Below are 23,569 nucleotides of genomic sequence, written 5' to 3' on the forward strand. Positions count from 1 at the left end.
CCATCCCCATACTTAACGAATCACATTCATTAAGTGACTCGCATCACGCCACCAGGGGTCGGTTCAGCCACCCCCTTCAGGACATGGGGTTGCCCTAGTGCCGATCAACGCTTCGACGAATACGCAGTCCGACCGGGTTCCACTCACCGCCAACCGCGGTATTGCCGTCTTCAGTATCGGCGTCATGGGGTTCATCACCGCGAACCTCATCCCCCTGATGATCGTGGCAATGGTCGAGGACCTTGGTGTCACCGAATCCGCTGCCGGTGCCGTTCTGACCGCATCGCTGCTGGTCTGCGCCGTCACCTGCCTCGCCACCACCCGAATCGCCTCGGGCCGGCATCGCCATCTCCTCGGCCGCGTCAGCCTGATCGCGATGGCAGCCGCATTCGGCGTTGCGGCCATCGCACCGTCCACGACGATCGCATGCGCCGCGATCATCGTCGGCGGTATCGGCGCTGGTGGATCCGCATCCGTTGGCGGAGCGGCACTGGCCGCGCTCACGAACCCGGACCGGGCGTCAAGCATCAGCGGCCTCGTGAACCGTGTCGTCGTCACAGCCGTCCTCGCTCTCATACCCATCCTCGGCACACACATGACCAACGCATTCGGCATCGTCGCAGTCCTGGCACTGGCTACCGCAGCAACGGTCACCTGGTTGCCGTCGTCCCCGGTGAAAGAGTCGCCGGAGATGGCGAAGTCCGCCAATACGACCACAGCTCTCCCCGCCGGGGTCAGCGCGAAACGTCTCACTTTTGCCGGAACCGCATTTCTCGCGATGCTTGCAGTCTGGGCGATCAGCGAGGACTCGTTGTGGGCAGTACTCGGCATCATGGGTTCCGAGCACGCCGGGCTCTCGGATCAACAAATGAGTCTCGCACTGAGCGCATCAACGGCGGGTGGTGTGCTCGCGGCTGTTACCTTGACCGCGTTGGGTTCTCGGGTCAGTCGGACAGTATCGATCTCCGTGCTACTGATACTCGGGGCAATTCTGAAGCTGTCTGCCGGCCTCACCACCGATCCCACGATCTACCTGGTAGTGGTCATCGCTTGGAACACGATCTACGCGGCCACGTTCATCGTCCTGGTTGCCATCTCGGCCGCGCTCGACGCGGCCGGCCGATGGTCGGCGCCACTACTGGGCACCTACCTCATCGGCTCCGCGTTCGCGCCGCTGTTCGGAACTTCGGTGACGGCCGGCCTCGGGTATCCGACCTTCGGAGTCATCATCTCGGGGATCAGCTTCGTTCTACTGGTCCCGTTCGCCTTGGTTTCCCGACTCTCTGCACATACCGAAGGTGCGTATCGTCACCACAGCGCCGCCATCACTACTACCGTCATCGCGTAAGGATCACGTAGAAGTCATGAATGACAGCATCACTCACTACCGCAACGGAAAGATCTTCACGGCTGCCGACGACGGATGGGCCGAGTCCATAGTCGTCGAGGACCACAAGCTCAGATTCGTGGGCGAAACCGTCTATGCCGATATCCTGGCACCCGACGCCGAGGTGATCGATCTCCAAGGCGCCGTCGTGCTACCCGGTTTCGTCGACGCACATACACATTTGGTCATGATGGGATTCGCGCTGCAGAAGTTGGATCTGCGTGATGCCACCGATCTCGCCGACATTCAGTCCAGCATCAAGCAATTCGCGGAATCGAACCCGGATGCACCACGTCTGCTGGGTCGCAGTTGGTTGTTCTCCGCGCTGGATGGAGGGCACCCGACGCGAGAGATGATCGACGCCGTCGTGCCCGATCGCCCGGTGTACCTCGACGCCAACGACGTACATTCGGTCTGGGTGAACACTGCAGCACTGCGAGAACTCGGCATCGACGCGGACACTCCCGATCCGATCGGCGGTCGTATCGGCCGGGATCCGGACACCGGAGAAGCCACCGGAATGCTGTACGAGACCGCCATGATGCTCTACGTCTGGCCGAAACTGGCGGAGCTCGCATCCGACGAAGACCGGGACGCCGCCCTCGCTCTCGCCTTCCGCCACTATCTCGAGGACGGCGTGACCGGTGCGGTCGACATGGCACTCGGCGCGGACGAATTAGCCTCGCTGGAAAGAGCATTGGACGCAGGAGACGGAACACTGCCGCTGCGTGTCGCGGCTCACTGGCTGATGACCCGCGAGGACAACGAGGCCGACAACGTCGGACAAGTTCACGACGTGATCGAACTCCACGAGCGCGTCCAAGGTCCGTGGCTCCGTATCGCCGGAATCAAGATCATCATCGACGGTGTGATCGACAGCTGCACTGCCGCAATGAAAGAGCCGTACTCGGACGGCACCAACGCCGAGCCCATCTGGGATCTCGAGTCCTTGATACCCGTCGTGACAGCCGCTGACGCCGCAGGCCTGCAGATCGCGATGCACGCGATCGGCGACGAGGCGTCGGAGATCGGATTGACGGCACTCGAGTACGCGATCGCCGCCAACGGAGACATTCCCCGCAGGCACCGAATGGAACACTTGGAGTCCATCACCCGGGACAACGTCGAAAGGCTTGCCCGCCTGGGAATCATCGCCTCGATGCAACCGGTTCACGCTGACCCTGCAATCCAGGAGAACTGGCAGGCGATGCTCGGCGACTACCGGGTCAATCGCGCGTACCCCTGGCCCGAATTCACCGAGGCCGGAGCGGTTCTGGCGTTGGGTTCGGACGCTCCGACCGCTCCCCACCCGCCGCTGCCGAACATGTTCATCGCCACCACCCGTCGATCCGCAATCGATCCGTCACTGGCACCCAACCTGCCGAAGTACGCACTCCCCCTCGCGGACGCGCTGGCTCACGCAACTCGCGACGCTGCCTACTCGTGCCGGTGGGAAGATGTGACCGGCCAGCTGGTTCGGGGTAAAGCAGCCGATTTTGTCGTACTGAAACAAGATCCGTTCACCGAAGGGGTCGATTCTCTCCTGACCACAGAGATTGCGATGACCGTCGTTGCTGGATCCGTGCGATACGACGCGGCCGGGGCCAAGAGCACCGAAGCACGGAACGCCGAGTCCGATAGCTGATCGTTACCGGTTGTTCGATAACGCACGCATGCGGCCCGGCGACAGAACGAAGGAGGGACTTGAACACGTGAACCCATACACTCTGGAGGACGCATGCGCAGGAAAGCTCCGATTTCGGCCGCCGTCGCAGCCGCTGCACTGGTGACGGCCACTGCCCTGACGGTCGCCGGTTGTGGGTCGACCGAAGGAACACCTGAAGCGGCGGCGAGTTCCACGGCAGCCAGTTCAACGGCGTCGGCGACATCGACGGCAAACGAAACCGAGACGACGGTAGCGAGCTCTCCCCCGCCACAATCGAACACCCGCACAAATGCATCCACGACGGCGACTACGACAGCAATCCCCGCTTCGGGTCCCTGTCTCGACGTCGGCTCCTCGCTCGTCACCGACGCCATCGGCACGCTGGGCACCGACATCAACGGGGGCAATTGGATACCGAGATCCGCGAGCGAAGAACAGATCGGGAATTGTCCTGACCTGCTCTGGGTTTCGGTGGACGGCGACGGCGTCGGCGATGCGACTTACCAGTCACACGTCCTGTTCTTCCACGACGGAACATACCTGGGCACGGCTACCAGTGAGCCGTACTCGTACACACACGTCATCGACAGCAACAAGGATTCGGTATCCGTCCAATATCGTTGGCTGCTGGACGACGATGCATTCTGCTGTCCCCAAGGCGGACCGAACATAGTGAACTTCACGTGGAACGGCAGCGCCGTGGTTGCCGACGGCCAGTTCCCGCCCTCCTGAACCTGCCTGGGTCCGAGAAGGCCCTGAATGCAACTGTGCCCCAGCGACGACGGTCGCTGGGGCACAGTCTTGTTCGATCTACTCGCCGGCGCTCCTACTCACCGACACCGAGTTCGCGCAGGCGAGTCTTGTACAGCTCGATGTTGCCGAGCTTGATGTCTTCGTAACCGCGAACCACGTCCGGCAGTGCCGCGATCTCGACGGCGCGATCGTATCCGTCGGTTGCGAGCGTACGAGAGAGGTCAGCGATCATGGCCTCGTACTCGGCGAGCAGTTCACGCTCGACCTTGCGGACGTGCATGTAGCCGAAGGGGTCGAGCTTGGTACCGCGAAGCTTCTTACCCTTGGCCAGAACCTTCAGTGCAACATGCGACTTGGGTCCGAGACCGATCTTCTTCTTGCGGCCCATCACTCGAAGGATCGGCGGGTGGAGCTTGTAGGTCAGGTTCTCCCCGGCCGGCACCTGAGACTTGACGTCCTCGATGAATGCGGGGTCGACCAGCATACGAGCAACTTCGTACTCGTCCTTGTACGCGGTGAACTTGAAGAGGCCGCGGGCAACAGCCTCGCTGAAATCGGTCCGCTCGGTTGCGGCACGTTCGGCGGTCCAGACTGCCTGAACCTGATCGATGTAGCGCTGGGCGATCTTGACGGACTGGAACTCGATGAGCTGCGCCGCACGCAGTTCCACCAGTCGCAGGGTTTCACCGGTGAAGGTGGTTCCGGCGAACATGTGAGCCGGTGCGACAACGGGTTCGCGGACGGACTTGGCCGGCGTGGTGACGGCCGAGAACGCTGCGGTGTCGGCAATTGCTGCACGACCCCAACGGAATGCCGCGATGTTCGCGTCCACGGCAACGCCGTTGATGCCGATCGCTTCTTCGATGGCCTCGGCCGGCAGACGAAGTCCGCCGCTCTGGTAGGCAGCACCGATCAGCAGGAAGTTGGCTGCTGCGGTGTTACCGAACAACTCCTGCGCCGCGGCGAGTGCGTCGAACGAACGCAGGGTGCGCGACACCTTGTCGAGACGGGCGAGGAGTGACGTCTCCTCGGGGTAGCGAACAGCCTTGTCGTAGACCATGTCTCCGGTCGGCGTCTGCGACGTCGAGGCGATGGAGACCGTCTTCTCGGCGTTGCCGTAGTCGAGGTTCTTGTTGTCCGTCGCGGTCAGCAGGTCGAAGGCGACGATGCAATCCGCACTGCCCGGAGTGAGGCGGTTGGACGGCTCGAGCGCGCTGGAGCTGAAACGCAGGTGCGAGACAACCGGTCCGGCCTTCTGGCTCAGTCCGATCTGGTCAAGGCTCTCCACCTCGAGGCCGGCGCGCAGTGCAGCCGTTGCGAGCACCTGGTTGACGGTCACGATGCCGGTGCCGCCGATGCCCGCGAGGAAAACGTTCTGCGTGCTGGTGAGCGGTCCGAAATCGGGGTCTGCGACGACGGGCGGGACGGGACGTGCGGCCTTGGGAGCCTTCTTGCCCGGTACCAATTCGACGGTCACGAACGACGGGCAATCGCCGTCCATGCAGGTGTAATCGGTGTTGCAGGACGTCTGGTCGATCTTCGTCTTGCGGCCGTACTCGGTGTCCACGGGCTGGACCGAGAGGCAGTTCGACTTCACACCGCAGTCACCGCAGCCTTCGCACACTGCCTCGTTGATGACGACGCGAGTGTTGCGAGTGGGCAGCGTGCCACGCTTGCGCTGGCGACGAGCGTCGGCCGCACAGTGCTGGTCGTAGATCAACACTGTGACGCCCTTGATCTCGCGAAGCTCCTTCTGGGCCTCGTCGAGGCGATCGCGGTGCCAGAGCTTGGTGCCCTTGGCCAGAGCGCGCTTGTTGTGACGCGAAGGCTCGTCGGCGCAGATGATGATCTGCTTGACGCCCTCGGTGGTCAGCTTGTGGCTGAGCTGAGCAACGGAGAGGGCACCTTCCGCGTCCTGTGCACCGGTCATCGCTACCACTTCGTTGTAGAGCAACTTGTAGGTGATGTTCACGCCTGCGGCGATGCATGCCTGGACAGCCAACTGACCGGAGTGGAAGAAGGTGCCGTCGCCGATGTTCTGGAACAGGTGAGGCACGTCGGTGAACGGTGCCTGCCCGATCCACTGGCTGCCCTCGCCGCCCATCTGCGTCAGGCCGGTGACAGCGCTGTCCTCACGGCCGGACATGGTGACGAGTGTGTGGCAACCGATTCCGCCGCCGCCGATGGAACCCTCGGGGATAGCGGTGGAACGGTTGTGGGGGCACCCGCTGCAGAAGTACGCGGTTCGCTTGGCGGAGAGCACGTTCAGCGACAGCGGGGCCGGGAGGGTGCGCTTGAGTTCGACGTGCGGCTTCAGTACGCGGCGCAACGGGGCGAGCAGCCGGCCTGCGGTCAGTTCACCACTGGCAGGCATGAGCAGACGGCCCTGGCCGTCACGCTTGCCGATGATGCGAGGGGCATCGTCGGTGCCGTACAGGACTTCCCGGATCTGAGCTTCGATGAACGCGGTCTTGTCCTCGACCACGACGATCTGCTCGAGACCTTCGGCGAACTCCTTTATCTTCTCGCCCACGACGGGGTAGCACATTCCGATGCGAAGGAGACGGATCCCGGCGCGGTGCAGCGCGGCATCATCGACGCCGAGGTCTGCCAGAGCTTGTCGGACGGAGTCGAAAGTTGTACCGGTGGCGGCGATACCGATCTTCGCACCGGAGGGGTTGACCTCGATCACATCGAGGTTGTTGGCAGTTCCGTACGCGTGCACAAGATCCCATCGCGGGCCGTACAGATCGGCCTCGGCGATGACACTGTCCGGCGGCGCGGCCATCTGACGCTGCTTGTAGACGAAGGGCTTGCCCTCGAACTGCACTTCCGGAACCACGATGTCGAAGTCCGCGATGCTGCCGTCGATCGTCCAGGCACCGTCTGCGACGTCGGCGACGATCTTCAGCGCTACGACGCAACCGGATACACGCGAGAGTGCAACGGCGTGCATACCCATCGTGATGATCTCTTCGGCATTGCGTGGGAAGAGAACCGGCACGCCCATCGCGGCAAGCGAGCGCTCGCTGACGGCCGGAACCGTGGAGGACTTCGACGCGGGGTCGTCGCCCACCAGGAGGACGACGCCGCCCTTGGGGTTCACGCCGTACATGTTGGCGTGGCGAATGGTGTCGGTAGCGCGGTCGACGCCGGGGCCCTTGCCGTACCAGACGCCGGTCACGCCGTCGTGGGTCGCGGTTCCGGCGGGGAGATCCGTCTGGCTTCCCCATACCGCCGTGGCGGCGAGCTCCTCGTTGAAGCCAGGGATGAAGGTGATGTCGTGCTCGGCGAGAACCTTGGGCATGCCGTGAAGCATCTTGTCGACGCCGCCGAGGGGGCTGCCCTGGTAACCGGAGACGAAGGTGGCAATACGCTTACCTGCCCGAATGTCGCGAACGTGCTGCTCGACGAAGCCGCGTGCAATTGCCTGAACACCGGTCAGCAACACCGGTCCCGATCCCGACCGGTACCGATCATCGAGGTCATAGGGCTTGGCCTGGGCTACGCCCGACACCAGTTCAGTCATCGTGGACCACCGTTCCGTCTGCAGTGCATTTCAACTACCGTGCATTTTCAACAACCGCGTAACTCGATCTGTTCAGATGATCGTGGTCGAGGTATGTGAAAGCGTCAACAGAGGCTTGTTCAACTATTCAAATTGACAATTTGTGAGCCAAATCACGTGACCTAGGTCATCGAATCAATCAGTTGGAGACCCGTTCGTGGCGATACGGCGAAACGGACATAAAACGTTCCCGACAATGCACACCGAGAACTTTCTTGACATTGACGCAACGTCAACTTGCATGCTGAATGAGCACAACCGATCCGAGAGTAGGAACTCCACGTGAGCGAATGGTCCATCCAAGAACTCGCCAAATCCGCAGGTACCACCAGCAGAACGCTGCGTCACTACGGCGATTTGGGACTCCTGGAACCGAGTCGCATCGGCGCCAACGGCTACCGCTTCTACGACGAAGACGCCCTGGTGCGACTGCAACGCATCCTTCTACTTCGGGAACTCGGACTCGGATTGCCGGCCATCGCCGAAGTCCTCACCGGCGAACGCGATACGGCCGCCGCACTGCGTACGCACCTCGAACTCCTCGAGCAAGAGCGCACGCGGATCTCGAGACAGATCGAATCGGTCAACAGGACCTTGAACAAGACGAAGAATGGTGAATCACTCATGCCGGAAGATGTTTTCGACGGGTTCGACCACACCCGATACAAGGACGAGGTCATCGAGCGTTGGGGCAAGGACGCCTACACCAGCGGCGACAACTGGTGGCGGTCGATGTCGGAGCAGGACCGTAAAGCTCATCTGCAAGCTCAAGCCGACATCGCAGCGGCATTCGGAAAAGCACTGACAGCGGGGCTGTCCGCGGAAAGCGACGACGTCCAGACGATTACCCGAAGACAGTTCGAGTGGATAAAGATCGGTTGGCAGGGAAGGACTCCCAGCGCCGACGCCTTCACCGGACTCGGCCAGATGTACGTCGACGATCCCCGCTTCACTGCAAACTACGACAAGTACGGAGAAGGCACCGCTTCACTGGTCCGTGACGCGATGAAGGTCTACGCCGAGCGCAATCTGCACTGACGCCGATCAGTCCTGCCCACTGCCGAGGAGGTTGTGTCGGTGCGCTGCCGCGACAGCCTCTTCCCGGGAATGCGCACCGAGTTTGCGATACAAGGCTCGGAGGTGACTCTTCAGCGTGTTGTTGGATACGAACAACCGCCGCGCGATCTCACCGATCGGAATGCCGAGACCCAGTTCCACGAGAACGTCCATCTCCCGTTTCGTCAATTGGACCCGAACGATGGCCGCCGGATATATCTGCGCCGCTTCGGATTCGAGAAAGGTCGCGACGGCACTGCTCGAGCCCTCGGCCCCATCTTCGAGTTGCCTGATCAGATCACGCGGTATCGTCGCCAGGGCCGACAGGACACCGGAGGTTTCGAGCAGTCCGCGAGCTTCCTCCCATGTACTCGCGGCAGCGGGGATCCTGCCCAGTTCACACAGAGCAGCGCATTCGATCAGCAGGGATTCGAGCCGAAACCTCGTGAGATACTGCCCGCTCCAATCGATTTCGCGGCACAATTCCAATGCCTGGGACGGCGACCCGGTCAGGAGATGCGTCCGCGCCACGGAGACCGTGACAACTGCAAACGTATGTGGCGCAGCGACTGATTCTTCCAGCGCCTTGGTACCCTCCCCGGACGCCAACAGAAGATCGATACGTGCCGCGGTGAGAAGCGCGTCACCGAGCGATCGTTCACACGGATTCACGTGCCCGTGCGTTGCCACTGCGCGCTGGAGGGAAATCAGCCCCGAGAACGGGTCCGATTGCAGCAGTGCAAATCTGGTGTAAGTGTAGGCCGCGAACGCCCACAGGTCGCCCGGCGGTGTGACCTCGGCGAGTGCGTCCATCGCGGCAGCGCCGGCGTGCAGGTCCACGCTGTCGCACGCCACCAGTGCCCGCGCGATCGCTCCCCCCATGTGCGAGGGCGGTCCCAACCATCCCGAAACGTCCGGGTGTGTGCATTCCAGGTGCAGCCAGTCCGTCGCGTGCGCGACGTCCCCGATCAGCGCGGAGTTGAGCGCGGCATTGCCTGCGGCGTGACGCAGGACGAACTCCGGACCATGTTGCACCGCACCTTGATAGGCGAGTCGCAATTCCACCGCGGCATCACCGAGGTCACCGGTCAATTGATGCGAGACCCCCCAGATCAACCGCAGGGCGGGCAGTTGAGACCCCAACGCACCCAACGACTCGTCGCCGAGTCCGTATACGACGTGCGCCAATTTGCGCGTGATCTCGGTAGAGCGTTGGTACTTACCGGACGTTCTCAGCACCACCGATTGGACAGTTCCGACGTTCAACAAGCTGTGCGCATGCGGACTACCACCTATCGCACGCAATTCCGCCGGTTCCGTCGGTAATGAATCGCCGTTGATCAACTGCGGCCGCAGACGTGATTCGAGCAGGTCACGACCCACCAGAATCGAAGGGTTCGAACTGAGTACGTCACCGGGTATGGATTGCAACGCAGTCCGGACCAATCCGGTGTGATCGACCAGAAGATCAGCCCAGTGGCGCTCGAGTATGTCGAGCACCCTGGTCCACTTGCGTCCGTCCAAGGCGTAGTGAACGGCACCGGCTATATCCGAAGTCCCGAGAGCGTGATCGACGAGTACCTGGAAGGGATCTTCGAATCCATCCCCTTGTTCGGCCCGTATCTGTATGAATGCCAGTCGAACTGACGGCGCGAAGTACCAGGACGGTTCTCCCTCGAAACCATTCCGGAAGATCAGACCGAAAGACTCGAGCAAGTCCAGTTTGCCCTCCACGTCAAGATCGTCGGACAAGACACGAGCGATCTCTGGTGTCACCGTGCGGGCAGCGGCGATCGTAGTCGCGAAGTCGAACAACTCGAGCGACTTGCCCGACCGAGGAGCGGTCCGACTGACGTACGCGTGGATCGCCTGGTCCACTCGCTGCTGAACGCGTTCGCGTCCACGGCTCGGTTCACTCAGCCCCGCAACCGCACTCAGAGCAACCTTCATCAGCACGGGAACGCCGGCGACGCGTTCACACATCGAATGGACGATGCCCGAGGGAAGGTGAATCCCTGCCTCCGCGAACAGAACGGTGGACTCGTCGAGCGTGTATCTGAGGTCGTTCGCGCACAGGTACTCGTCCACGCGGACGTCTTCGAGCAAGTCCGTCGCAGACCGATCCTGCAGCGTGACGATTACTTTCAATCCGGGAAGCCGCACGATCAGATCCACGATTCGGCGTCCCACCTCGTCACCCTCAACCAGGTCGATGCGGTTGAACACCAACACGAATGGTGCGGGTGACGAGTCGAGGAGTGATTCGATCGCGCCCACTGGATCCTCGCGCATTCGTGGCGGGGCCTCGAGTGATTCCAGCGAATCCTGAATTACTGCGAGCGCGGTGTTCCAGTACTCGAGGGGGGTCATCCGATGCGATGGCGCCGGCACCCAGACTACCGGTCTGCTCGGCACCTGCCCGAGAGTCGTGAGCCACAACGCGGCGAGTTCCGTCTTGCCGAACCCAAGTGGCGAATCGATGACAGTCAATCCCGCCGAGCGTTCCATCAATCCGAGGAGGCGGGGACGAATCGCCGTGGCTCCACGCCCGGCAAGCCGCCTTTGCAGCGTGCCCCTTCCTCGAGGATTTCGCTTTGCTCGAGATAGCTGCGATCGATTCGAAGTGGACGTCATGATGGCCGACAAACGAGCAGTCGATCCCCGCCGAACTCGAGATTTCGTTCGAGCATCGAACTCCCAACCTGTCCACCCATAACGAACAACATAGACAGCTTCGCCGCGACACGCGAGCACTGGCCGTCTCACAAATACGCCCGATTTGTCTCATTATGTGGGCTCGGTCACTATTGACGTCTATTTGCGGGAGAGTGACTGCGACCTGCGGGATCTGACATATCATGCCCGCGTGTCGATGAATTCCGCCCGCATCCGCGTGTCAACCCGATCGGTCGATCCTGCGGACGCCGACGACTTCTGGCGCAGTGTCACACGTCCGTTCTTCGTCACCGACCGAATTGACCCTGACACATCTCTCGAAGGCTCGATCACAGCGCTTTCCATCGGAACCTCGTTGATCGGTCAAACTACCTTCAACGCACAGAAGTACACCCGAAACAATCGGCTGATCGCCGAGAGCGGACTCGACGATGAATACATGGTCCAGGTCGTCCTCGACGGGCAGTTGAGCGGCAACGCCGACGGAGTCGATTTCGTCGCACGTCCAGGCGATGTCACATTCTTCGACCTCGGGCGTACCTGGACCGCCGACGCGGAGGCGGAATCGACAGGGCGCACCATCACGCTCCTCGCACCGCGTTCCCTCGTCGAGGCCGAGTCGAAGGGTCGTTCTCTACACGGGACGGTACTGCGCGGAGTTCCTGCCGTCGTGCTCGCTCAGTGCATGCAATCGGTCGTACTCGCGCTACCGCATCTCGATCCCGATGCTGCGGCCGGCTACGAGGACGTCGTCGCTTCCCTCCTTCGTGTCAGTTTGGGTATCGCCGAACCTGATCTGTCGCCGCGGCCCGATCACTCTCTCCGCGATCGTGCGTACGCCTACATCGCCGAGCATCTCTCGGAGACCTGGCTCGGCCCGACGAGCATGTGCGCAGCATTGTCCGTCTCCCGGGCACAGCTCTATCGCGCATTCGCATCCGACGGCGGAATAGCTCTTGTCATTCGGCGGAAGCGTCTCGAACTCGTCTACCGCGAATTGACCAGAACCGAGATGCCGAACGAAACGATCGAAGCGTTGGCCCTGCGATGCGGCTTCACCTCGAAATCCCAGTTGGCGCGAGCGTTCAAGGACTTCTACGGGATGACCCCGAGCCAAGCCCGAACCGACGGCAGACGCACGATCGGGGACCCGTCGATCGCACGCCTGCACCGCCGACTCGAGTTCTTCAGCCCCTGAATCCGAGATACTCCACAGCCTCGCGAGCGTGCCTGTGTTCTAGTTGATCCATGAGCTGGGTCGACAAGGAACTGAGTCTGGCTGCGCTCACAGGTGCGGTCACAGGTGTCGCCGTGATGATCCCGATAGTCGGCGATGGAGCCTGGTCCTGGGTAGGACTGTTCATACCCGCCTTCATCGGAGCGCTGGCAGGGCTGATTGTCGGCTCGAGCGCTGTTGCAGGTGGGCGCTGCGCCCTGAGAACAAGCCACACATGGCCGGCGCGCACAGTCTGCTGCTGGAAGCATCGGTTCGCTGCGTGCTCTGCCTTGGCGGTGACATTGCTGGTAATCGGAGTGTCCATGGCGGCTGTCGTCGCTACTGGTGACCCGGTGCGAGATGCCGCAGGGTTCCCGATGTCCTTGATCGTACTGGCGGTCATCGCCGCAGTTACGTACGTGTTCTCCTACCTGCTCGCCCCCGCCCAGGCCTCCCAGACGCCGTAAGAACCTCTATTTCATCGCAATTCATCACTCGAACCGCGGAAGCGACGACTGAACTATCCGCACCCGGCAACGAGCTCAGATCACTTCAGCTGGAAATGAACCGGAGAACAAACTGCTCGATGCCTTCCGATATGACCTTGGTCAGCGCGGTGAAGTCGTTCGACCAGCGTTGAATATCCAAGCTGCTCATCACTTTCCTCCGTTCTTCGTCCCGCTGCCCGTGACGCACAACGTAAGCGGGACATTGGGGCGCATTGGAACTATCTGCGAGAACGCGGTTTCCGTTACCAATTGACCGATCGAACAGCGACGCAGGTTCATTCGAACCTGATACTGCAACTTCGCCGAACGGTTGCAACAACGCCGAGCAGAGTTCGAGCGAAAAGCACTATCCACCAGAAGTATTAGCTCGAAAGAACTACGATTAACTCGATTCCTGGACGCACCACACCAGACGCGCCGACTTGCGATAAGGGCGAGCTGACAGGCAACAACCGGGACAAAGCCATCCGACGATCATGCACGAAATACGGCCACGCCGCTCGAGGAATAATTCGAAGTCTTCCAAGGGATCGGCTCTGCTCACTCACTTCGCTGATTTCGCCTGGCGACGATGGCGAAGTTCAACGGTATCCGCGGAGAGTGGCTCGGCAGAGTCCATCCGTTGGCGCATGGAACGAGTTCGGGGAAGGCCGGCCAGTCCATATAGGGAAGTTCCGAAACTGATTCGATATGAAGACCCGCATCCAGCAAGGAACCAATGACCTCGCCTAGGTCGTGGCGCCATTCGTGGTTGGCAGTGTGCGCTATCTGCCCATCGGAGGTCCCGGTGTAAGTCGCCGAGTCTTCGTACGATCGCATGCCGCCTCCGGAGAGGTAGTCGTCGGTGATCATCCACGGCTCGAACGCCATTGCGCCGAGGATCGGATGATCGTCCCGGATCTGAAACACCCCACCAGGCTCGAGGAGGTCGTGGATCGACTGAGCCCAAGCGGTGAGTTCCGGCAACCAGACGATTGTTCCGGCACTGGTGACGATCGCGTCGAAACGTCGGTCGATCAGCGTCGAGGCGAATCGCGCATCACCTTCCACCCAGGTGATCTCGCGGTTGTCTGCCTTTGCGATACGAGCAGCGTGGTGCAGAGAGTTGGGTGACAGATCAAGCCCGTGTACGTCGATCGCACCAAGACGCGCCCAGGAGATCGTGTCGATCCCGATGTGGCACTGCAAATGCAGGAGCGAGTGACCTTGCACTCCTGACTGTGGCAGATGCGGGGCCAGAATCGACAAGTCGTTCTGCACAACTGTGGAAATGGTCGCTCTGTTGGCGAGAAACCCGCCGACGTCATACATTTCGGAGCGCACATGCACATCGGCGCGATCGTCCCAATTTGCCTTGTTTCCGGCGATGGCTTCGGCCTCGTGCTTCGCTGCTGCCCCTTGCATGACTACCCCTCCGAGATCGGCCTGAACTGCCTTTCTAACACGTCTGTAGTCGTGTTCGCCGTCGTGTCTTCGAGGACACTTTCGTCTACCGGATCAGAAGGTAACTTCTTCGACCGGTTTCTCCTCGTGGCTCGCCGCGCCGAAGACGGCCACGGCGACGGCGCCCGCGATTGCCCCGACGAAGCCGACGACGGCAAGCCATTCCAGGCCCGGTCTCGACGCGTCGCCGAGCACCACGACGCCAACGATTCCCGGAACCACCGTCTCGCCGACAACCAGAGCCGCTGTCGCTCCGTTGACGGATCCCAGTTGCAGCGCCACCGTGTGCAGATAGAAACCGCCCAGGCCCGAAACGAGGATCGCCCAGCCGGCCGGATCGCGGAGCATCGTACCGATTTCGAACGGATCGATTCCGTAGACCACGCGTACGGCAATGGCCAGACAGCCGAACAGCACACCCGAGATCAACCCGGCGACAACTGCTGCGCGTGAGCCCAACCATCGGATCAAACCGATGCCGATCAGCAAGATCAACGCCGAGCCCACGAGGACACCCCAATGGACGACGTCGTTGGAACTCCCACCGCCCGCGTGACCTGACGACAATCCGAGCAGCAGGAGCGATCCGATCACCGCAGCGATCGCGAACCAGTCGCGACGATGCAACTGGATGCCGAGGACCACGGTCCCCAGCACTGCCGTGATGACGAGATTGGCACTGACCACTGTCTGCGACAAGAACAGTGGAATGAGCCGCGCGGAGATGGCACTTCCGGCGAATCCGACCGCATCGAGCACGGTGCCCAGGATGAACGACGCCGTCAGCGCGGCCGCGAACGTCGAACGCAAGGTCGGGCCACCCGACGCCGTCACGTGTCCGGCCTCGCCACGCTGCTCGGCGGCAGCTGCCGACTTGCGCGCGCCGTAGGCTTGCAGCACGGATGCAACGCCGTACCCGACGCAAGCCACGATCGCGGCAATCAGTCCGATCAGCATCGAAATTCCACACGAAGTTCCCGGGCAATGGTCATGGAGATAGACCCTGCCCTATTTCCCCAGGCCTGACATCACCCTCAGGTATTCGAACAAGTGCTACCCGAGAAGTACACCGACCGCCCCTGACCGGTACCTGGGGACACCCCGACCCCTAGTGGAATTGCTTGAGAGCCCTGATCTTGTTCATGACGTCGAGCGCCGCCACCTTGTACGCCTCGGACAGTGTCGGATAGTTGAAGACGGCGTCGACAAGGTATTCGACGGTCCCGCCGCACCCCATCACCGCTTGGCCGATATGCACGAGATCCGTTGCACCCGAGCCGAAGATATGAACACCGAGCAGTTTCAGGTCATCCGTCGACACCAAGATCTTGAGCATCCCGTAGGTGTCGCCTGCGATCTGCCCGCGCGCGAGTTCGCGGTATCGGGAAACGCCAACCTCGTACGGCACCGATTCCTTGGTCAAATCGACCTCGGTGGCGCCCACGTACGACACCTCGGGAATCGAGTAGATGCCGATCGGCTGCAGATCCATCAGCTTCGCGCCTGGTTCGTCGAAGGCATGATAGGCCGCGAGTCGACCTTGATCCATCGACGTCGCCGCCAACGCCGGGAATCCGATGACGTCACCGACGGCGTAGATGTGTTCGACCTTGGTGCGGAAATTGTCGTCGACGTAGATACGGCCACGTTCGTCGGCTTCGAGCCCGGCGTTCTCCAGCGCGAGTGGCGCCGTGAGGCCTTGCCGTCCAGCCGAGTACATCACGGTCTCGGCGGGAATCTGCTTGCCGCTGCGCAGCGTCGTAAGCGTTCCGTTCGCTCCGACGTCGACGGCCGTCACTTCTTCACCGAATCGGAAAGTGACCGCCAGATCGCGTAGATGGAATCGAAGCGATTCGATGACCTCGGGGTCGCAGAAGTCCAGCATCGACGTCCTCTTCTCGACGACGGTGACCTTGGTGCCGAGTGCCGCGAACATCGATGCGTACTCGATACCGATCACTCCCGCGCCCACGACGACCATGGTGGTCGGGATGGAGGTCAGATCGAGGATCCCGTCGGAGTCGAGCACCCGGTGACTGTCGAAGGACACCCCCGCCGGGCGAGCAGGCAACGTTCCGGTCGCGATCACGACGAACTTCGCCGTGATCGTCATCTTGTCTCCGCGCGAGGCGTCCTCGACGAGGATGGTGTGCTCGTCGACGAACGAGCCGACCCCTACCAACAATTCGACGCGGTTGCGCAGGAGCTGAGATCGAACGACTTCGATTTCTTTGGTGATGACATGCTGGGTTCGCGCCAGCAGGTCGGCCGGAGTGATGTTCTCCTTGACGCGGTAACTCGCGCCGTACAGTTCGCGTTGGTTCATCCCGGTGAGGTAGAGAACCGCCTCACGCAACGTCTTCGACGGAATGGTGCCGGTGTTGACGCACACTCCCCCGAGCATGTTGCCTTTCTCGACCATCGCTACCCGTTTACCCAGCTTGGCCGCCGCGATGGCAGCCTTCTGCCCACCCGGGCCGGAGCCGATCACAACCAGGTCGTATTCCATCGGATCAGTCATCGCTTAGAAATACCGTCTGCATACGACCGGCAGATGCCGAGCATGTCAATACTCGGTGAACAATCCGCGCGCCGAAACGACACGACGGCAGTACACGAACCCTGTTGCAATTAAAAGAGATACAGCCGAATTAATACGAAACTTGCTACACATAAACATATTCCGACGTTCGCATGCGCACATGCTTCGTCGCCGACGGAATTCACAACGGTCTGTTGAAATTTGTTTCACCACAGAGTGATTGATCGATCAACTGACAGGTGACCAGGGCCGTAAACCGGATGTCCAGTATTCGAATTGTCCGAAATAACGAGCGGAATGTTCCTCGTCACATCCCGCACCGAAGCAGTTGCGCGGAGCCTCGGGCCGCGTTCTACTTGCCTTGACTAATCATCTGTCACTCTCGGTTACAAACATCCGCCCCGTTCACGATCCCCACCTTTCGCCATCTCGAGAGATCAGGTTTCCCAATGGAATTCACGGAACTTGCCGACTATCCCCTACCTCCAGGGACCGTCACCGAGTGGACTCCCGCCGCGGTGAATCCGCCCGAACTGTGGCCTGTCGACCAGCGTCCCGCCAGCTACATACACGAGGCACACTTGAAACATGCCCAGCAGGCGAAACGGCAGGTGCACCATCAGACCGACGTGTGCACTCCGTCGTGGCTGGGTACCTCGTTTCGCATCCACGACCGACTCGACCGAAGGATCTGGGCGGCCGCTCTCGATCACTGGATCGATCGCCACGAAGTGCTCCGAACACACGTCGCCGTGGAGGGCGAAACGATAGTCCGACGCACCGCGGCGTCTGGAGACGTCCGGATTCTGGGCACCGAGGTCGGACACCTTGCGTCCTCGATGTCTGTCTTCACGCATCTGCAGCAACTGCTCGACCGATCGACCGATCCACTTGTCTGGCCTGCGTATCAGTTCGCGACGATCGAAGGCCCCAACCACTTCACCGTGGTTTTTGCCGCTGATCATGCTCTGCTGGACGGATATTCGGTGGCGTTGACCGCGCACGAACTGCAGACGATCTACCGATCGTTGAGCGAGGGAAGCCCTCCCTCGCCGCCGGAGACCGGAAGCTACATCGACTTCGGCACCAAGGAACGAGATCTCGTGGGACACGCGGACCGCTCTCACCCGGCAGTGCAGACGTGGCGCGAGTTCTACGCGCAGGGCGAGGCTCCGTACTTTCCAGCGCTACCCGAACCGGTCACCGGACGCCGAGTCCCTCAGCAGAGCCTGTCCGCCTGGCTTCTGAGCGCCCGGGGAGCCGAACGCCTGGCAGAAGCGAGCAAGCGCAGCAACCAAGGATTCCTGGCCGCGATACTCGCGTGCGCGGCCAAGGTGACCGGCGATCTCACCGGTGCAGACGAATTCCGCGTCGTCGTGCCGCAACACACCCGTTCGGAGCTTCGATGGGCCGCGTCGCTGGGATGGTTCATCGGTGTTGTGCCGGTGAGGATTCCGATTGCCCCCGCCGCAACCCTGAGCGATCTGGCCAAGGTTGCCGGCACGGAGATACGGCGCGTCCGCCCCGCCGCGGCACTGCCGTATTCGAAAGTGTGCGAGCTGATCGACTCCCCGCAGCACCTGCCGTTCGTGCTCTCGTACATGGACGTTCGTCACGTTCCTGGTGCCGAGCAATGGACGAGCTGGCAGACCAGGGGCCTTCGTAGTCGAGATCATTCGGGAACCGACGTCTACATCTGGCTCACGCGGACTCCCGAAGGGCTCAATCTGGCCATACGCCACCCGGGCAACGCGCGCACGAGCCGCCACATCCATCAGTTCGCGGGACTCCTACGCCGCGAAATGGAGGACTTTGCCTTCTCGACCGACACTTTCGCACCTCCGACCAAAACCGCTGCACCGATCGAGGAGAACTCTCATGGAAATGACACCCATCGATCTCTGGGCACCGAAAGCCGGGACGCTCACCGAGTTCAGGCCTACTGAACAATCCCTGGCGGCGGCATCCGGGGCACCGCGGAGCGACCAACCGCTCTCGTTCCTACAGGAAGGACACATTCGTACCGCCGATCACAAGCGCGCACAAGGCGTCGACTGGTCACCGTGGATCGGATTCACGTTCACTCTGCCCGGTGATCTCGATCGGGAGGCACTGCGTCGGGCGGTCCAGGCGTTTGTCCTGCGGCACAACACACTGCACAGTTGGTTCGAGGTGAGATCATCCGAAGATCCCGACGGTAGCGGGGTCATCGACCGTCACGTGGTGGATGCGTCGACGATCGAACTCACGCCGCACAGCGTCGGTTCTCTGAACACGACAGATGCGGTTCGCGAGCATGTGAGCCGAAGTTTCGCCGGCGATACCAGCCCATTGCAATGGCCCTCGTTCATCAGTGGCGTCGTCGAGCACGGCGCCGGCTTCACCGTCTACTACGGCGTCGATCACTCGCACACCGACGGCCTGTCGTTGATGCTGGGCGTCGAAGAACTTCGTGCGCTGTACATCGCCGAAAGCGCCGGCATCGACGCTCAACTTCCCTCTCCCGGCAGCTACGTGGAGTACAGCGGCGAGGAACGGACATCTGCGGGCAACCTCGACCTGACCGCAGCGCCTGTGCAGCAGTGGATTTCGATTCTCGCCGCCAACGCCGGCCAACTCCCGACGTTCCCCCTCGACCTCGGTGTCGCGAGCGGCGAACAGACCCGGTCGACCCGCACACACATCGACGTTCTCGACAGCGACGAGTCAGCCGCGTTCGCAGCGCTGTGCAAGTCCAATGGCGTCGGCTTCTCCACGGGGATCTTCGCAGCCCTCGCCCTCACCGAGATCGAAGTTGCGGATCGAGCGAACTACTTCGCGCTCAACGCAGTCGGCACTCGCTCCGATCCGAGATACCTCTATTCCCAAGGCTGGTTCATCAATCTCGTCCCGGTCTCGTTCACGCTGAGCGGTGTCACGAACTTTACCGATGCACTCCCCCTTGCCCACGCTGCTCGCGCTGCGGTGAAGGGACTCGCGGACGTGTCCATTCACTCGGTGATCGCCCAGGTGTCGAAGTTGACCGGATCCGACATCGGTGGAACCTCGGTCCCGCCGATGGTGTCGTACATCGACATGCGCCTGATTCCAGGTGCCGAGCACCATGACGAACTCGAGGCGCGGGCACTGGGTGGGCCAGGAACGACGGGTGATCTGTCGATGTGGATCAACCGGAAGGAAGACCGTACGTACGTGATGGTCAGTTTTCCGGACACCGATCAGGCGCACACATCGGTGAATCGGTACCTACGACACCTTCGCAACGTCCTGAGAACGGTCGCTGATACCGGCGACTACCGTGTCGTGCGTCAGGCGGATGCGCGTCAGGAAGTGGAGACCGCCTGATGCACATCACGTTTCTCGACAGGTTCGAGGCACGGCCGGGCCGCATTCTGCAGTGGACGCCGAGTGAAATCTCCACCGGAACGACGTATCCGGTTCCTCCGACCTCCAATCAGCAGCTGCATCTTGCCGGCAGCCGCGGCGATACGACTTGGCTCGCTGCCACTTTCGACGTTCCCGGCCCCATCGACACGGACGCACTCAAGGCCAGCTTCGAGGAATGGACGTCCCGTCACGACGCCCTGTCGTGCTCGTTCTCCCAGGCCGAAGAATCGGGTGAATCCTCGGCACTGTTCGTCGACGTCGCCGACGTCGGCGATCTGCGCCTGCGTGAGGAAACAGTGGCTGACGCGCGAACACCGGAGCAGGTGCGAGAACTCTTGGGCGAGCGCTTGGATCGATGGTGCAATCCTTTCGCGTTTCCCGCGTACTTTCTCGGTGCCATCACCCGCGAGGACCAGTCGACAGTGATCTGCGGGTTCGACCATGCCATCTGCGACGGCTGGTCCATGAGCATCGCAATTACCGAGATCAGCACTCTGTATCGCGAATACACGCGGGCGGACCCTGATCCGATCGCGTCTGATCTCCTTCCGGAGCCCGGGAGTTTCCTCAACTACTGCTTCCGGGAATCGGCAACCGCGGATCCAGAGCCCGGCGACCACCGGATTGCGGGTTGGCGGTCCTTCCTCCGAGCATGCGGGGGTGACACTCCCCATTTTCCCGTAGATCTGGGACTGCCCGCCGGGGCGATGTCGCCCCAGGGCACAGACACCCGAATGCTCCTCGACGCCGACGAAGCAGAGCTGTTCGACCAGAACTGCGCCGATCATCGGCACTCGTCGTTCGGTGCAATTCTTGCGTCGATCGGTTTGGCCACAACACAATTGACCGGCAAGAGGGACACGCACCTACTGTTCCCTGTTCACACGCGTCGGGAACCGCGACACAACCACACCTTCGGATGGCTGGTAGCCAATGCGCCCATCACCGTGACGAGCATGGACAATCTTCACAGCACTGCCCGGGCAGTCAATCTCGCTTTCCACGAGTCACTTTCACTGTCGTCCGTCTCGTCGAGGCAGGTGTTGCGGAGCTTGGGGCCCGAGGTTTCGCCCACTCGCAGAGACATCTTCTCGGTGTCCTACGCCGACTACAGAACCATGCCCGGTGGATCTCGCCCCCGTAAATCAAAGTCCAGCGAATCACAGCCTGCGCCGATCAATCCGCAGCAACTCAGTCGCGTCTCGAACGCCGACGACGTTCAGTTCTGGTTCTCACGAACTCACGACGGATTGGCAGTGCGGACCAGGTTTCCTGCGCCCGCTGCCCGGACAGTGCACACCTTCCTCTCGCATGTCTCCGAGATCCTGTCGACGCCGTAGACGAACGGCCGCCTATTCGTAGATCTATTTGACACTTCTTTGTTGTGCACAACTTAACTGTGCGCTACAGTTGTTCTCGTGACCAACCCACTCGCTCTCGAACGCCAGGTCTGCTTCGCCCTCTATTCGGCGTCGCGGGCCACTACGGCCGCGTACCGGGCAATGCTCGACGACCTGGGAATCACGTATCCCCAGTACCTCGTCTTGTTGACACTCTGGGAACGAGACGGCCGCGGGGTGCGTGAGATCTGTGAGGCGCTCGATCTCGATACCGGAACTCTGTCGCCGCTGCTCAAGAGGCTCGAGGGTCTGGGATTCATCGAGCGCCGACGCCTCACCACCGACGAGCGTCGCGTCGAGATTCACCTGACCGAGGCGGGTTCCACCCTGCGCAGCAAGGCCGAGGACATCCCGGCCAAACTCGCAGGTGCCACTGGTCTGAGCACCGACGAACTCACCGAACTTCGAGACGTTCTCACTCGTCTCGGCGAGTCGCTCCAAGCATCCAATGCCCACTCCGACGGAAAGAAGAAGTCATGAACATCGTCTACACCGCAGAAGCACTTGCCACCGGCGAAGGCCGCAACGGTCACGCTCGCACCTCGGACGGACGCCTCGATCTCGGCCTCGCCATTCCCAAGGAAATGGGTGGCAGCGGCGAAGGCACCAACCCCGAGCAGCTCTTTGCCGCCGGATACGCAGCATGCTTCCACTCCGCTCTGCAGATGGTCGCCCGTGCCGAGAAGGCCAACGTGGCTGATTCCGCAGTCGGCGCGCGGGTCGGCATCGGCCCCAACGGTGCAGGAGGCTTCGGACTCGCTGTGACGCTGGAGGTTTCACTCCCCCATCTACCCCATGATCAGGCCGTCGAGCTGACGGAGAAGGCACACCAGGTGTGCCCGTACTCCAATGCAACTCGCGGCAACATCGAGGTCACCCTCGAAGTAAGTAAGGACGACGAATGAGCACTACCACTGTCAGCCGGGAAATCCGTCTCGCTTCACGCCCGAACGGTTGGCCCACGTCGGAGAACTTCGCCACCGCCGAAGTAGAACTCCCCGAACTCGAAGACGGCCAGATCCTGGTCCGCAACATCGCCATCTCCGTCGACCCGTACATGCGCGGCCGAATGAACGACGTGAAGTCCTACCTTCCGCCGTTCCAGGTCGGTGCGCCGCTCGACGGTGGTGCCGTCGGCGAGGTCGTCGAATCCAAGTCGGCTGATCGCGCCGTGGGCGACGTTGTCGTCCACGGCCTCGGATGGCGTGAATACGCCATCCTCGACGGATCCGCAGTGACTCCGGCCGACACGTCCATCGCGCCGGCGACGGCCTACCTGGGTGCCCTCGGCATGACTGGCCTCACCGCGTATGCCGGCCTCACCGCGGTTGCGGAGTTCAAGGAAGGCGATACCGTATTCGTCTCCGGCGCAGCAGGTGCCGTCGGATCGCTCGTCGGTCAGATCGCCAAGTTGCTCGGAGCGAAGCGAGTAATCGGTAGCGCCGGTTCACCGGCGAAGGTTGCCCGACTTCTCGAACTCGGATTCGATGCGGCATTCGACTATCACGACGGCCCGATCACCGAACTACTCGCCGCTGCCGCCCCTGACGGCATCGACGTGTACTTCGACAACGTCGGTGGCGAGCATCTCGAAGCCGCCATCGATGCCATGAACCAGGGTGGCCGGATTGCCCTGTGCGGAGCCATCGCTCAGTACAACACCACCGAGAAGCCCACCGCTCCCCACAACCTGGCACTGGTGATCGGCAAGCAGCTCACACTGCGCGGATTCCTCGTGGGCGGCTACCGTCACCTCGGTGGCGAGTTCCGCACCCACATGGCAGGGTGGCTCGCCGACAACAAGATTCAGTGGGACGAGACCATCGTCGAAGGCCTTGAGAATGCACCGCAAGCGTTCATCGACCTGATGCGCGGCGCGAACACCGGCAAGATGGTTGTCACGCTGTAACCCGAACAACATCTAGCTCGAACGGATATGAAGGTGGGGGGGGGGGGGGGGGGGGGG

General features: G+C 61.7%; 17 protein-coding genes. 12 read left to right on the forward strand and 5 right to left on the reverse strand.

The annotated features are described in order from the left end of the window. Window positions 1–97: 97 nt before the first annotated feature. From ACN50D_RS30495 to ACN50D_RS30505, 3 genes are all read left to right on the forward strand, one after another. A complete protein-coding gene (locus ACN50D_RS30495; RefSeq protein ID WP_047271024.1) occupies window positions 98–1,348 on the forward strand; it encodes an MFS transporter in 1,251 nt (416 codons plus the stop codon). Between the two features lie 16 nt (window positions 1,349–1,364). Further along, window positions 1,365–3,032, forward strand: a complete 1,668-nt coding sequence (locus ACN50D_RS30500) for an amidohydrolase (protein WP_162113757.1) — start codon at window positions 1,365–1,367, stop codon at window positions 3,030–3,032. Window positions 3,033–3,125: 93 nt separating this feature from the next. Continuing rightward, entirely contained in the window at window positions 3,126–3,785 is a 660-nt protein-coding gene (locus tag ACN50D_RS30505; protein ID WP_003940243.1) for an LppP/LprE family lipoprotein, read from the forward strand. 94 nt (window positions 3,786–3,879) lie between these two features. Here the strand turns inward: ACN50D_RS30505 and ACN50D_RS30510 are convergent, their stop codons facing one another. After that, window positions 3,880–7,335: an indolepyruvate ferredoxin oxidoreductase family protein gene (locus ACN50D_RS30510; protein WP_042921773.1), complete on the reverse strand. Its 3,456-nt coding sequence runs from the start codon at window positions 7,333–7,335 to the stop codon at window positions 3,880–3,882. 321 nt (window positions 7,336–7,656) lie between these two features. Between ACN50D_RS30510 and ACN50D_RS30515 the strand changes: the two genes are divergently transcribed. Beyond that, the gene (locus tag ACN50D_RS30515; protein ID WP_030535291.1) at window positions 7,657–8,412 is read left to right on the forward strand and encodes a MerR family transcriptional regulator; all 756 of its coding nucleotides are present in this window, start codon (window positions 7,657–7,659) and stop codon (window positions 8,410–8,412) included. Window positions 8,413–8,418: 6 nt separating this feature from the next. Here the strand turns inward: ACN50D_RS30515 and ACN50D_RS30520 are convergent, their stop codons facing one another. Beyond that, window positions 8,419–10,938: a helix-turn-helix transcriptional regulator gene (locus ACN50D_RS30520; protein WP_211920813.1), complete on the reverse strand. Its 2,520-nt coding sequence runs from the start codon at window positions 10,936–10,938 to the stop codon at window positions 8,419–8,421. Between the two features lie 364 nt (window positions 10,939–11,302). Between ACN50D_RS30520 and ACN50D_RS30525 the strand changes: the two genes are divergently transcribed. Then, window positions 11,303–12,304 carry a helix-turn-helix domain-containing protein gene (locus ACN50D_RS30525; RefSeq protein ID WP_228402298.1) on the forward strand — a complete coding sequence of 334 codons (1,002 nt, stop codon included), beginning with the start codon at window positions 11,303–11,305 and terminating at the stop codon, window positions 12,302–12,304. Between the two features lie 50 nt (window positions 12,305–12,354). Continuing rightward, entirely contained in the window at window positions 12,355–12,789 is a 435-nt protein-coding gene (locus tag ACN50D_RS30530; RefSeq protein WP_054188914.1) for a hypothetical protein, read from the forward strand. A gap of 582 nt (window positions 12,790–13,371) precedes the next feature. Here the strand turns inward: ACN50D_RS30530 and ACN50D_RS30535 are convergent. From ACN50D_RS30535 to sthA, 3 genes are all read right to left on the reverse strand, one after another. Further along, the gene (locus ACN50D_RS30535) at window positions 13,372–14,235 is read right to left on the reverse strand and encodes a class I SAM-dependent methyltransferase (protein WP_007733954.1); all 864 of its coding nucleotides are present in this window, start codon (window positions 14,233–14,235) and stop codon (window positions 13,372–13,374) included. 93 nt (window positions 14,236–14,328) lie between these two features. Beyond that, the gene (locus ACN50D_RS30540) at window positions 14,329–15,231 is read right to left on the reverse strand and encodes a hypothetical protein (protein WP_054188915.1); all 903 of its coding nucleotides are present in this window, start codon (window positions 15,229–15,231) and stop codon (window positions 14,329–14,331) included. Window positions 15,232–15,382: 151 nt separating this feature from the next. After that, window positions 15,383–16,795 carry a Si-specific NAD(P)(+) transhydrogenase gene (sthA, locus tag ACN50D_RS30545; RefSeq protein WP_007733953.1) on the reverse strand — a complete coding sequence of 471 codons (1,413 nt, stop codon included), beginning with the start codon at window positions 16,793–16,795 and terminating at the stop codon, window positions 15,383–15,385. Between the two features lie 470 nt (window positions 16,796–17,265). Between sthA and ACN50D_RS30550 the strand changes: the two genes are divergently transcribed. The 6 genes from ACN50D_RS30550 to ACN50D_RS30575 all read left to right on the forward strand — a co-directional run bounded on the left by ACN50D_RS30550 (window position 17,266) and on the right by ACN50D_RS30575 (window position 23,512). Then, a complete protein-coding gene (locus ACN50D_RS30550; protein WP_050654763.1) occupies window positions 17,266–18,762 on the forward strand; it encodes a condensation domain-containing protein in 1,497 nt (498 codons plus the stop codon). Then, window positions 18,695–20,161 (forward strand): condensation domain-containing protein, encoded by a 1,467-nt coding sequence (locus ACN50D_RS30555; RefSeq protein WP_211920815.1) that lies wholly within the window; start codon window positions 18,695–18,697, stop codon window positions 20,159–20,161. The genes ACN50D_RS30550 and ACN50D_RS30555 overlap by 68 nt, the downstream gene beginning before the upstream one ends. Then, window positions 20,161–21,543 (forward strand): condensation domain-containing protein, encoded by a 1,383-nt coding sequence (locus ACN50D_RS30560; protein ID WP_161120111.1) that lies wholly within the window; start codon window positions 20,161–20,163, stop codon window positions 21,541–21,543. Before ACN50D_RS30555 ends, ACN50D_RS30560 begins: the two co-directional genes overlap by 1 nt. A gap of 78 nt (window positions 21,544–21,621) precedes the next feature. After that, entirely contained in the window at window positions 21,622–22,083 is a 462-nt protein-coding gene (locus ACN50D_RS30565) for a MarR family winged helix-turn-helix transcriptional regulator (RefSeq protein ID WP_042451335.1), read from the forward strand. Next, window positions 22,080–22,508: an organic hydroperoxide resistance protein gene (locus ACN50D_RS30570; protein ID WP_003939720.1), complete on the forward strand. Its 429-nt coding sequence runs from the start codon at window positions 22,080–22,082 to the stop codon at window positions 22,506–22,508. The genes ACN50D_RS30565 and ACN50D_RS30570 overlap by 4 nt, the downstream gene beginning before the upstream one ends. Further along, window positions 22,505–23,512 carry an NADP-dependent oxidoreductase gene (locus ACN50D_RS30575; protein ID WP_019745038.1) on the forward strand — a complete coding sequence of 336 codons (1,008 nt, stop codon included), beginning with the start codon at window positions 22,505–22,507 and terminating at the stop codon, window positions 23,510–23,512. The genes ACN50D_RS30570 and ACN50D_RS30575 overlap by 4 nt, the downstream gene beginning before the upstream one ends. The last annotated feature ends 57 nt before the right edge of the window (window positions 23,513–23,569 follow it).

This window comes from Rhodococcus sp. SB1D, assembly GCF_048573875.1.
GTDB classification, from domain to species: Bacteria; Actinomycetota; Actinomycetes; order Mycobacteriales; family Mycobacteriaceae; genus Rhodococcus_F; species Rhodococcus_F qingshengii.